The sequence below is a fragment of the Pandoraea aquatica genome (genome assembly GCF_902459565.1).
In the GTDB taxonomy this organism is placed as follows: Bacteria; Pseudomonadota; Gammaproteobacteria; order Burkholderiales; family Burkholderiaceae; genus Pandoraea; species Pandoraea aquatica.
The window spans coordinates 779,994-792,622 of sequence record NZ_CABPSN010000003.1 but is presented as its reverse complement, the minus strand read 5'-3'; the positions used below and the strand labels follow the sequence as shown (position 1 = coordinate 792,622).

The 12,629-nt window shown below is 63.0% G+C and carries 8 protein-coding genes and 1 tRNA gene; 5 read left to right on the top strand and 4 right to left on the bottom strand.

The window, feature by feature from the left end; all coding sequences use genetic code 11:
* Positions 1-186: 186 nt before the first annotated feature.
* Positions 187-1,197, top strand: coding sequence for a serine/threonine protein kinase (locus PAQ31011_RS14310; protein WP_150576414.1), 1,011 nt, complete (start codon positions 187-189; stop codon positions 1,195-1,197).
* A 103-nt stretch (positions 1,198-1,300) separates the two neighbouring features.
* Here PAQ31011_RS14310 and PAQ31011_RS14305 read toward each other — a convergent pair whose 3' ends face one another.
* Positions 1,301-1,759: a metal-dependent hydrolase gene (locus PAQ31011_RS14305; protein ID WP_150576413.1), complete on the bottom strand. Its 459-nt coding sequence runs from the start codon at positions 1,757-1,759 to the stop codon at positions 1,301-1,303.
* Between the two features lie 372 nt (positions 1,760-2,131).
* Between PAQ31011_RS14305 and PAQ31011_RS14300 the strand changes: the two genes are divergently transcribed.
* The 3 genes from PAQ31011_RS14300 to PAQ31011_RS14290 all read left to right on the top strand — a co-directional run bounded on the left by PAQ31011_RS14300 (position 2,132) and on the right by PAQ31011_RS14290 (position 4,035).
* On the top strand, positions 2,132-2,860 hold the full coding sequence (locus PAQ31011_RS14300) for a transporter (RefSeq protein ID WP_174990111.1): 729 nt from the start codon (positions 2,132-2,134) through the stop codon (positions 2,858-2,860).
* Between the two features lie 125 nt (positions 2,861-2,985).
* Positions 2,986-3,062: transfer RNA gene (locus PAQ31011_RS14295), tRNA-Met, on the top strand.
* 160 nt (positions 3,063-3,222) lie between these two features.
* On the top strand, positions 3,223-4,035 hold the full coding sequence (locus tag PAQ31011_RS14290; RefSeq protein ID WP_150576411.1) for a class I SAM-dependent methyltransferase: 813 nt from the start codon (positions 3,223-3,225) through the stop codon (positions 4,033-4,035).
* Positions 4,036-4,087: 52 nt separating this feature from the next.
* Here PAQ31011_RS14290 and PAQ31011_RS14285 read toward each other — a convergent pair whose 3' ends face one another.
* Together PAQ31011_RS14285 and PAQ31011_RS14280 are read right to left on the bottom strand one after the other, a co-directional pair.
* Complete coding sequence (locus PAQ31011_RS14285; protein WP_150576410.1) at positions 4,088-5,065, bottom strand: bifunctional helix-turn-helix transcriptional regulator/GNAT family N-acetyltransferase; 978 nt, start codon at positions 5,063-5,065, stop codon at positions 4,088-4,090.
* 143 nt (positions 5,066-5,208) lie between these two features.
* Positions 5,209-6,567: an aminotransferase-like domain-containing protein gene (locus PAQ31011_RS14280; RefSeq protein ID WP_150576409.1), complete on the bottom strand. Its 1,359-nt coding sequence runs from the start codon at positions 6,565-6,567 to the stop codon at positions 5,209-5,211.
* A gap of 79 nt (positions 6,568-6,646) precedes the next feature.
* On the opposite strand from PAQ31011_RS14280, the gene PAQ31011_RS14275 reads away from it, so the two are divergent.
* Positions 6,647-7,147, top strand: a complete 501-nt coding sequence (locus tag PAQ31011_RS14275; protein ID WP_150576408.1) for a PaaI family thioesterase — start codon at positions 6,647-6,649, stop codon at positions 7,145-7,147.
* 74 nt (positions 7,148-7,221) lie between these two features.
* Here PAQ31011_RS14275 and PAQ31011_RS14270 read toward each other — a convergent pair whose 3' ends face one another.
* Positions 7,222-12,297: an IPT/TIG domain-containing protein gene (locus PAQ31011_RS14270; RefSeq protein ID WP_174990110.1), complete on the bottom strand. Its 5,076-nt coding sequence runs from the start codon at positions 12,295-12,297 to the stop codon at positions 7,222-7,224.
* Between the last annotated feature and the right edge of the window lie 332 nt (positions 12,298-12,629).

Here is a 12,629-nt window from a genome sequence, read left to right as displayed (position 1 = left end):
TCGCTGTCGTTGCGAGAGACGGAATATTAATGACGTTCGACAACGAGCGCAAGCCCTTTGTGAAACTATTTTTAAGAAGGCGCATTTTCCTCGGTTCGTGGCACACCGCATCCAACATCGCTCTATATATAGGGAACGCTCGACACCCTCTGACACCCGCCGCCGCCTTTGGGCACAATAGCGCGCATGAACACCGATCTCCCCCAAGGCGCCGACGCGCCCCAGCACCCATTCGCCGCCCTGCTCCCCGACACGGTCATCACCGCCGTGGAACAACTTGGGAGTTATAGCGACGGACGTCTGCTCGCCCTCAACAGCTACGAGAACCGCGTCTATCAGGTGGGAATGGAAGACGGTCCGCCGCTGATCGCGAAGTTCTACCGCCCGCAACGCTGGACCGACGACGCCATCCGCGAAGAACACGCCTTCACCCAGACGCTCGCGCAGCAAGAAATCCCGGTCGTCGCCCCGCTTGAGATTCACGGCGAGACCCTGCATCACTTCGAGGGCTTCCGCTTTGCGCTCTTCCCGCGACGCGGTGGTCGCGCCCCCGAGCTTCAGGACCCGGACACGCTCAACTGGCTCGGCCGCTTTCTCGGACGCATCCACGCCCACGGCGCAACGCAACCGTACCAACACCGACTCACGCTGGACATCGACACCTACGGCCGTACCCCCGTCGACTATCTGTGGACGAACGACTTCATCCCGTCCGACTTGCGCGATGCCTGGCGCACCATCGTCGACCTTGCGCTCGACGGCATCGCTCGCGCTTATGAGCGAGCGGGCGACGTCAAGCTGCTACGAGCGCACGGTGATTGTCACGGCGGCAATGTGCTGTGGACGGACGCCGGCCCGCACTTCGTCGATTTCGACGACACCTGCATGGCCCCGGCAATGCAAGACCTGTGGATGCTGCTCTCCGGTACGCGCGCAGAAATGACCGGTCAATTGGACGAAGTCCTCTCCGGTTACGAAGACTTCGCCGACTTCAATCCCCGCGAATTGCATCTGACGGAAGCGTTGCGAACGTTGCGTCTGCTGCATTACAGCGCCTGGCTCGCCCGACGTTGGGACGACCCCGCGTTTCCCGCCGCATTCCCGTGGTTCAACACGCAACGTTACTGGCAGGACCGAATCCTTGAGCTTCGCGAACAGGTCGCATTGATGGATGAGCCACCGCTGACCTGGCGCTAACCGTCAACCGACGGTATCTCACCCCGTCAAACCGCTCAGCCTTAGCAATCCGGCGACGATGCTCGACGAACGACACCGTCGAACGCGCTCCGCCGGATGCCCTCTACCACCAACGCCACATTGCGAACGCCAGCGCCGCCGCGACGCACCACTCTGCGCTCGACCCGGTCGTCACATACAGCGGCGATCGGAAGCGCGTTCGAAGCGGCCAGCACAGCGGTATGCCGGAGGGCGTCAACCAGTCGGCCAGCAGATGCGAGAGATATCCCGCACATAACGCGAGCATCCACGGCGGCACATATCCCCAACCATAAATGCATGCGGCGATGGCGAGCGCGGGCAGCAGCAAAGAGTGCGTCATGCCGCGATGCCCGAACAGTCCGGAGATCACCATCGACAACGGGGCAATGCGCCGCCCCAACATACTCTTCGGATGATCGATATCGGGCAACAAAGCGCCGACGAGCGTCAGCGGCCACGCATGAACACTGGCGGCCCAGCCGGTGCGATGCATCAGCCACGTAGCGCCGACACCGAAAATGAGATGACTTCTAGCTTGCATGAAGGACAAGTGAACGGGGGACGGCCCGCGAAAATCGCATGCGATTCCGCGCTAAAAAGGGGCCGAAGTCTACCACCGCGCACGTGCTGCGGCTTGCACGATTACGCCGTTCGTCACCACACCGAAAACCAACACGCAAGACCTTTGCCCTTTCACATGGGATACATCGGCAAATACGACACGTTCGCCGGTTTTTCAGTGCAATCCGATTGACGGTGTCATATGCGGCCCGTACGATCCCGCCGACCGATTGCGCAAACCATCGCGCGCCCGGCAAATCGACAGACGGATGCACAGCCCACAGCCAATCCGCAGCAGACTCACAGCAAGACGACGCCGCACTCAGAGAACAGGTCCCCGCCGGAGTTTTCGATGAAGAAGTTTCTGATCCTCGCCGCGATACTCGCTCCGCTGGCCGCACACGCGACAAACCCGCTCGTCTCGGACGACACCGGCACTCAAGACACGGGCAACTGGCAGCTCGAACTCAACAGCGAATGGCTGACGCAACCGACATCGCGTCAACAGCAGTGGACCAACACACTGACCTACGGTGTGCTCCCGAATCTCGACGTCGCCATTCAAGCGCCCTATCAGCGCACGCACCCCGACGGCGACGGCTGGACCAGCGGCTTCACCGATCTTCAGTTGCAAGCCAAATGGCGCTTCCTCGAAGGGGAGCAATGGAGTCTCGGCTTCAAGCCCTTCGTCACTCTCCCGACGGCCAGTCAGGACCGTGGCCTCGGCAACGGCCGCGCCACGACCGGGGCGAATCTGTTAATGCAGTACAACCTCGATCGCTGGACGTTTCTCGCCAACGTCGGCTACACGTGGAACAACAACGGTCTGGGCAATCGCACGAGCCTGTGGAATGCATCGACGGCTGTCCTCTTCAGCGTGACGGAAGAAGTGCGCCTCGTCGGCGACATCGGCCTGGCCACCAATCCCGACAGCACGACGTCGACCAAGCCCGCCTATGCGCTGGTCGGCGTCATCTACAGTCCGACGAAGGATCTCGATCTGGACGTTGGCTACAAACGTGGCCTGAATCCCGCCTCCCTCGGCCATTCCGTGCAGGCGGGCGTCACGATCCGGTGGTGAGCGGAGGATGCGCAGGATGCCTAAAAAACGCACACCTCACGCATGAATTTCGGGAGTGCCTTAAATTTAATGTCATAAATGCTTGACACAATGCGCAGAATACCCGTATTATTCTTCTTCTCAGACGCGGGGTGGAGCAGTCTGGCAGCTCGTCGGGCTCATAACCCGAAGGTCACAGGTTCAAATCCTGTCCCCGCAACCAAATACGAAAAGCTCGTTGATCGCAAGGTCAACGAGCTTTTGTCATTTCGACGCCGATTTTCGGGCCTCTACCCCCTCACAGTGGCAGAACATACCGTTCGCGCTTCGTCCGCCTAAAATGAAAACGGCACAACCGCCAACGTTTTCATGCGGAGCGCATCATGCCCGACCATGACAAGCGATTCTCCGGCACCATCGCACAGTGCTACGACACGCTGATGGTTCCGCTGATCTTCCACGCCTACGCGACAGATACGGCAACGCTTGTCGCAGCGTTACATCCCACGACTGTCCTTGAGACGGCAGCTGGCAGCGGTGCGGTGACACGCGCCCTCGCGCCAAAGCTCGACGCCCATGCGCACTACATCGTCACCGATTTGAACCGCTCGATGCTCGACTACGCCGCAAATCGGCAACCTGTCGATGACCGACTCGAATGGCGTCAGGCCGACGCCCTCGCCCTGCCATTCGATCCCGCCTCGTTCGATGTCGTCGTGTGCCAGTTCGGCGCGATGTTTTTCCCCGACCGCACGCAGGGATATGCGCAAGCCCGACGGGTCCTAAAACCAGGTGGGCGCTTCGTCTTCAGCGTCTGGGATCGCATCGAAGAAAATGATTTCGCCAACGAAGTCACCGACGCACTCGCCACACTTTTTCCCGACGACCCACCGCGTTTTCTAGTGCGTACGCCGCACGGTTATTACGACGTCAACCGTATCCGTGACGATCTCACACGCGCCGGATTCGCTGACATCTCGATCGAGACGCACGCCAAGACGAGCCATGCCGCTTCCGCGCGCGACGCCGCCACCGCCTACTGCCACGGCACGCCACTCCGTAACGAAATAGAAGCCCGAAATGCCTCGGCGCTTCCGATGGCGACCGACCTCGCAACGAAGGTCATTGCCGCGCGCCATGGCGCCGGACGCGTCAGTGGGAAGATTCAGGCGCACGTCATCGTGGCGACGGGATAGCGAGACTGGCGCCTATGCTCGCATCAGGTCTCGCTCATGCGCTCATCGATCATCAAGCGCGAAACCGGACAAACCGCTGCTCGACGACGCGGCTTCCCCATTGCTCGCCGTCCGCTTCCTCAGCGAGACAAAAGCCGAACGATTCGTAAAGATGACGCGCCGCATCGAGTCCTTTGAACGTCCACAGGTAGGTTTCATCGAATCGCGCGTCGACATACGCCATGGCCGCCGACATGAGACGGCGTCCAACACCCGAGCCACGCAGCACGTCGTCCACGATGAACCAACGCAAGTGAGCAACGCCTGTCTCGAGATTCCCATCGATGGCGAGCGACGCGAGCGTGCGTCCGTTCTCGACGTATAACCATAGCGCCTTGCCTTCCGTCGGCAACGACCCGGCAAATTCCGCCAACCCCATCGCCACTTTCTTCTCGAAGTAAGCGCCGAAGCCCCAGTGCTCTGCGTAGTAGCGCGCGTGCAGACTCGCAATATCACCGATGCATCCGGGCTGATACCCCTGCGCAATCTGCACATCGATCCCGGCCTCGTCCACCCGCTTTGCCGAATTGTCACTATTGTCCTTAGCCAGCGCATCGGCATACAACGCGAGCGAGCGGACCAGCGCCTCCTGATCTGCCGGCACGATACGTCGCAATGCACTCGACACCTGTTCCGTCGCGAAGCGATCGATCTTGCGCCGCAGCTTCTGCCCGGCCTCGGTCAGCGAGAGTTCGGAGGTTCGAGCGTCGTCGTTGGCCGTCGCGCGACGCACGAGACCGCTGGCCTCCAGCTTCGCCACTTGCCGACTGGTATTCGATTTGTCGAGCCGCAGAATATTGCCGAGGTCCTTGGCACTGATGCCAGGCGTCGCGCCGATTTCGATGATGGCGTGGACGGCTGACGGTGCGAGGTCGCTGTCGGCGAGCGTGGTTCGCATGAACCCCAGCTCGCGCACCAGTTTTCGGGAGAAATCGCGGAGTTCGAGAATCTCCGCTTCGCGGGGCTTACCGGGCAGATCGACGAGGTCCATAAGGCATCTCACACAAGTCGCGAATGGCGTCAGACATGACGGCGACGCAAAAAAGTTGCGCCGCGCAACCAATATAGTTGCGAATCGCAACTTAAGCAAGATCGCGAATTCCCACTATGCCGGAGAACCGCCTCCCGCCCGCATCACAGCGGCATCCGCTCGATGACCTCACGCACCTCGGTGAGCACCGGCGCGACCTGCCCCTCAGTCATCGAACTCAATCCCAGCCGAAGCGCATGAGGCGCATGCCGCGTCGTAGCGTAAGCCTGCGCCTTCGATACGGCGATCCCGCGCGCAGCCAGCGCGGACGCCACCCGATCCATGCGCAATCCCTCGGGCAACGGCAGCCAGAGAAACAGCGACGACGGATGCGCAACCACCTCCATACCGCGCAACGCCTCACGGGCGACCGTCTGACGCCACTTCGCTTGCGCACGCTGACGTTCCTCCTGACGCTCGACGTCACCGCTCGCCAGCCAGCGCGTCGCGATGGCCGTGACCACGCTCGACAGACTCCAGTACGACGCCCGCGCCACGCGTTTGAGCTGCGCCGCATGCGTCGCAGGTGCAACGACATATCCGAAGCGCAATCCCGTCGCCACACTCTTCGAGAGACTCGACACGTAAAACGTGCGCTCCGGGGCGAGCGTGACGATGGGCGGCCCCGCGTGATCAACGAGATGCGCATAAGTCGCATCTTCGACGATCAGGCAATCGAAACGCCGGGCGATCTCCACCAAGCGCCGACGCTGTGCCATGCTCATCACCCAACCCAGCGGGTTATGCAACGTCGGCATCGTGTAGATAGCGCGCACCGCATGGCGACGGCATACCGCTTCGAGCGCATCGAGATCCGGACCCGCATGCCCACTTCGCGTGCTATGCCCCACCGCGACGGGCTTCAACGCCAGTCCCGCCAGCGACGCCGTCATCTTGAATCCTGGGTACGTCAACGCGTCGACGGCCACGGCATCGCCCGGGTGCAACGCCGTTCGCACCACGACATCCAGACCTTGTTGTGCGCCACCGACGAGAAAGACATGCTCCCCCGACACGTCGATCCCCCGCGCACGACGCAGATACGCCGCCACCGTCTCGCGTTCATGCTGACGACCACCGGGTGGCTGCTGATGCATCAACGCACTGAGATCCCCGGCCGTCGCCAACTCGCGCAACGTCGCGCGCAGCAACTCGCTCTGATCCGGCCACGACGGATGGTTGAACGACAGATCCACGGCACTGGAACTCAGCCGCGCCTCGTCGTCGACATCCCACTCGCGCTGCATCGGACGATCCCGCACGAATGTCCCCCGCCCGACCTCGCCGACGACCAGCCCCAGATCGCGCAGCTTCGCGTAGACCTTGGTCGCGGATGCAATCGCAATACCGTACTGCGCGGCGAGCTTTCGATGTGTCGGCAGTGCCGAGCCCGGCGACAACACACCGCTGCGGATATCGCCCGACAGGCGTTCGACGAGCGCGGAAACAGGGGAATCAGTCATGACTGTACGTAGGACAATTTCTTGATTGTCCGATTCTAGGTGGTGACACTACAGATCGCAAACGTCATAAGAGACCACCATGCCCCAGACGACTGACCTCCCCCAAGACGCGCAATACCCCGTGCTGACCTACTTGCAGCGACTGCTCGACGGCACCCTCAGCGGCAACGAATCCATCCACATGCGCTACCCGACGGCGATCTCGCAATTCCTCGGCTTTCGGATCGTGGAAATTGGCGAAGCGCTCGCCGTCATCGAACTCCATACCCATGCGGAGATTCACGGCAACCAGCAGGGCACCGTACACGGCGGCCTGCTGTGCGAGCTGGCGGATGCGGCCATCGGCACCGCGCACTCGACGCTCATGGGCGAAGGCGAGACGTTCACGAGCATCGACCTGAAAGCGACGTTCCTGCGTCCGGTGTGGGATGCACGCCTGCTGGCGCGCGCATGGGCGACGCATCGCGGGCGCACCGTCTCGCACTATCAGTGCGACATCCAACGCGAGGACGGCAAGGTCGTCGCGCGCGTGGACAGTGCCGTCATGACCTTGCGTGGTGAGCATGCGAAGGGGCGGTGACAGAAAACAAAAAGCCCGCCGATCACGAGACCGGCGGGCCTGTTCAACCACTGACGATAACGCTCAGATAACGCTCAGAACGGTGCCGTGAACGTCAACCGGAAGCCTTGCTGCAATCCGCCCATCCCTGTCGTCACGCTGTAATCCAGCCCGAAGATGAGCGTACCGGTACGCAGCTTTGTCCCCGCGCCGACTTGCACACGGTCGCTACCGTACTGACTGCCCGGCACGAAGTACACCGGCCCGCTCGACGCGATATCCGCATACGCCAGCCCCGCCAGACTCTGCCCGTTGAAGTCGTGCTGCAACTCCACGCGAATGTAGGGCGAGAACGTACCGATGCGTGTGGCCTTCGCGAAACCTGCGCGCACGCCCAGCGTGCCTGAGAGCGTATTCACGTTCTGCTTGAAGTACGTGAGCGCATTCAGCCCTGCCCCGGTTTCGCTGTACTGATCGAGCGTGGAGCGCGAAGCCGTCAGACGTCCGTACGGAGAGAACAGCCAGTCGTCGGTGCGGTATTCGTAGCCCGCCGACAACGAACCGAAGAATTGCTGCCCGTTGCGCTTGCCGCGCGCGAAGTCGTTCGCATCGATGACCCAGCGCCGCGAATCGAAACTCAGCGTGCCGAAGCCTGCGACAGCGTCGACGAAGAGCACCGGAATCGGGCGATAGCTCGCGTACAGCGCGCCGCTGTAGCTGTCGCCGGTGCTGCGCGTACCGGAACTGCCGATGTCGGTCGAGTCGTGTCCGTAACCGACGCCCGCACCCAGCGAGAACTGGTCGGAGAAGCGATAGTCGGCCCCCATCGTCACACCGCCGGTCGTGAACTTGAAGCCCGAGCGCTGGGCGGCCGTGTTCGCGAAACCGAAGTCCACGGTACCCGCCGTCCAGTAGGCGAAGCGCTGGTCGCCGTTCTCGCCTTCGCCGGGCAGGTTGGGACCATCGCCGGTGGCAACGCCGCTTGCACCGCCCACGCCCGCGTTCTTGTCCGACTTATCGCGCACGTCGAGGCTCTTCGCCTTGTTCATCTGACTGAGCGCGGTCGGGCTGACGTCGCCCCGCAGACAGGCGTCGCGATCGGTGATGCCCGCGATGTCCTGACAACGCGAGAGGTCACGACTCGCGCCACGATCCGACGACGGCAGCACCACGTTCAACCCGTTGCTCGACGGCGCACGTCCCTTGCCGTGCAGCATTTCGAGACGCTGGTTGTAGTTGCCGATCTGGGTCGTCGCGAAGCGGCGGGCGGCTTCGACCTGTGCACCGATAAGGCCGGTCACGTCAGGGTCGGTCGTCGGATCTTTACGCGGCGCGACCGTCACCTTCGCGGTGCCCGGCGCCGATGTCGCGTTGGCGTTCGACACCGTGTACGTAATCACGGCGACACCGGCGAACGCCGCCGCCGGGACGAAGCGCAGCGTGTACGTATTCCCTGTGGCGACTGCGGCGCGCGCGACACCCGCAGCGGCGGGCGCCGCCGACGTGCTGATGATCGTTGCCGTCCCGGCATTCGCCGGCGAGATCGACACGACGTTCGCGCCCGTGAACGGTCCGCCCGTCGCACCCGTGGTGATATCGAAGTCCGCCGTGCCGTTGGCGGCGACGGACGTCTCTTGCGGTGCGGCCGTCACCGGCACGGCACGCACGGTCACCGTCACCGGAATCGGCGCGGACGTACCGATCGCGTTGGTCAGCGTGTAGGCAAACGTCACATCGCCGTTGGTGCTCGGCGTCGGCGTATAGACGATGTCCTCGCCATTGACCACCGCCGTGCCGCTCGCAGGCGGCGTGGCAATCGCAATGCGCGTGAACGGCCCGCCCACGGCATTGGCCGTCGCGCGAAACGTGACGGGGGCACTGGAGAGCGTCTGCGTCTGCACAGCCGGGGCCGAAGCGACCTGCCCCGTGATGTTGAAGTTGTAGCTTTGCAGCACGCTCAGCGGCGTGCCCGGCCCGGTGCTCGAATCCTTCACCGTGACGGTGAACGTGCTGGTGCCGGTCGACGTCGGCGTGCCGGACAACACGCCGCTGGTGGGGTTCAGCGTCAACCCGGCCGGCAACGCGCCGGACGTGATGGTGTAGTTATAAGGCGCGACACCGCCCGACACCGTGAACGTCTGACTGTACGCCTGCCCGGCGACCGGCGTGGTGAGCGTGGTCGGTGAAAGTGTCATCGATCCCGTGTTGACGTTCAGGGGCAGCGTGACAACTCTGGAGAACGGTGCGCCGGTGCCTGTCGTCGAGTCATTGAGGCGGATCGTGACGGAGAATGCTCCCGCTGCGGTTGGCGTCCCAGTGATGGCGTAATTGACGCCGGATTGCGTGACTTGCAAGCCGTTCGGGAGGCCCGTCGCCGTCACCGTGAAGCCCGCGTTCGCGCCCGAAACTGGGATGCTTTGCGTATAAGGCACGCCCAGCGTTCCGGTGGCGAGAGAACTGGTCCCAATGTCCAGATTCGGGGCCAACACGCGCACGTTGTACCCGATCGTCGCCGAGAAATGGTTGGCGTCCGTTGCCGAGATCGTCACGGCAGTGCCCGCCGATGTCTGCGTCGGTGTTCCGCTGATCGTGCCCGTCGTCGGGTTAAAGCTCAGGCCCGTAGGCAATGTCCCGGTCATCACGTAGGCATAGGGCCCCACGCCGCCGGTTGCCTGAACCGTCTGCGTGTAAGCGGCGGCAGCGGTCGCGTCCGGCAGGACCGCCGGCGTGAACGTAATCGTCGGCGCGCCGATCGTCATGGTCAGCGAGCTGCTGGTGACCGGCGGATTGGTCGTCGTGACGGTGTCGGTGGCCCTGATCGAGAAGCTGAAGGTGCCGATCGCCGTCGGAGTGCCGGAAAGCGTCCCCGTTAAACTCAGCGTCAGACCTGTTGGCAAGGTGCCTGAAACGACCTCGTAGCGATACGTCCCCGACCCGCCCGAGGCCGACGCCAGCGACGTCGTGCTGTAAGCCACGCCGACCGTGCCCGCAGTGGGTGCCGACGGTGTATAGGCGAACGTCGACGGCAGCACCATGACCGTGACGGCACCCGGCGTCGATGTCCCGGCGAGGTTCGTCAGGGTGTAAGTGAACGTATCCGTTCCGGAGAAACCGGGGGTCGGTGTGTAGGTCAGGGTCGTGCCCGTCGCCGACGCTGTCCCGTGGGCAGCAGCCGTCCCGACCGTTACACCGGTGATGTGATTCGACAGATCGATCGGAATGGGCACGGCTGCGCTGTTGAACGGCACGTTGTTGAGGGTTATCGACGCTGCGCTCGGCGGCGCGATGTACGTGAAGCGGTCGGCCGATACGGTAGCGCTCGTCCCCCCGGGGCCGGTCACGGTGACGTCCACTACCCCGGCCGATCCGGCGGGTGAAGTGGTCGTGATCGACGTGTCGTTGGTGACGGAGAAAGCGACACTCGTCGCACCGAACTTGACCGAAGTCGCGCCGGTGAATCCCGTGCCGCTAATCGTCACGGGCGTGTTGCCCGCAGTCGACCCCATGTTCGTCGACAGACCGGTGACCGTCGGCGCAGCAATATACGTGAACTTGTCGCCGGCGCTAGTCGCACTCGTACCACCCGACGTCGAAACGGTCACGTCGACCGTGTTCGTACCGGCGGGTGCATTGGCGGTCAGCGTCGTACTGCTGTTGTAAGAGACGTTCGTGGCATTGTTGCCGCCGAACTTCACCGTCGACGACGGGGTGAAGCCGGTGCCTGTGATCGTCACGCTCGTACCACCGATGCTGCTGCCCGACGTCGGCGAAATCGACGTGACCGTCGGCACTGCGGTGTAGGTGTACTGATCGCCGGCGCCGGTAGCGCTGGTGCCGCCGGGCGTTGTCACGCGGATGTCGAAGGTGCCCACGGAATTCGGTGGCGCGGTCGCCGTGATCTGTGATGCGCTGACGACGACAAAACTTGCCGACGTCCCACCGAACGTCACTTGCGTCGCACCGGTGAAGTTCGTCCCGGAGATCGTCACCGCCGTGTTACCGGCAACCGGCCCTTCCGTGGGAGAGACCGACGACACTGCGGGGGCCGGAATGAACTTGAACCCGCCGACCTGCGTCACTGACCCTCCTACCGTCGTCACCACGATGTCCGCGTCTCCTGCTGCATGCGCGGGCGTAGTCACAGTCAGTGAAGTCGCGCTATTGAACGTGACCGAACTGGCCGCCGTCCCGCCGATCGTCACCGTCGATCCTGAAGTGAAATTGTTGCCCGTGAGAGTGACGGACGTACCCCCCGCCGTCGGACCGGACGAAGGCGAAGTGTTCAAGAGCGAGGGCGGGGCGACATAGGTGAACTGGTCGCTCAAGCTCGTAGCGCTGGTCCCGGCAGCGGTCGTCACAGTGATGTCGACCGTGCCCGCAGTACCGGCTGGGGCGACGGCCGTCAACGACGAAGCGCTGGAGACGCTCACGCCCGTCGCTGTCGTTGTGCCGAATTTCACCGTTGTGCTCCCGACCACAAAGTTAGCGCCGGAAATCGTCACCGTCGTTCCGCCACCTGTTGGCCCCGAACTCGGAGAGACATTGGAGACCGTCGGCACATTGACGTAAGTGAACTGGTCGGCGCCACTGGTCGCACTCGTGCCGCCCGTCGAAGTGACCGTGATATCGACGGTGCCTGCGCTCCCGGCAGGCGATGTCGCGATGATCTGCGTGGCTGTCTGCGATGTGATGGTGCCCGGTGTTCCGCCAAAGCTGACGCTTGTGACATCGGCGAGGTTCGTACCGGTAATCGTCACACTTGTTTGGGCGCCAGCAGGCCCCTGGGAGGGTGAGACGCCCGTGACCGTCGGCGGTGGGACATACGTATACAAACTGCTCCCTGCCGCCGACCCACCGCTGCTCACCACCCCCACGCTGACCATGCCCGCGACGTGCCCCGGTGCAACGGCTCTGATTTGCGTCGGACTGTCCACAATCACCCCGGTGGCCTCAATCGCGTCGAAGTAAACGCGGGTTCCCTGGACGAAGTTAGTCCCGTTGATCACGACCGCATTGTTCCCCAATGTCGGCCCACTGGCGGGGGTAACGCTGCTGGGCATCGGGACGCCAAGTTGGCGGGTGACGTTGATCGTGACCGGGTCGCCAAACTGCTCGTACAGCGTGAACGTCCAGCTCGTGTTCGTTGTCGACGGGCTCGGCGTGAATTTCAACGGGTAATCCCCCGTCCCCGAAAGGTCGGCCAGAAGCGTTGACCCGTCAGCGGCTGCGACCGCATTAGTGGCCCCCCCGGGTGTGCTGTAAAGCCCGGCAAGCGTTGGATCGCATGCCTTTAAATTCGGATCAGCCGTCGTAACCGTATATTGGGTTTGCCCCGCCGGGGTCGCGTTCCAGTTGAACGTACACGCCGCAGCAAACGCAGACGACGCCCCAAAGCTCGCGACGAGCGCCAGCAAAACCTTCAGCCAGAAAAGCCAAAGCGTGGACAACCCGAGACGAGCGCCGGGCTCACCGCGGCGCAAGCGAATACTGGACGACATGTTTT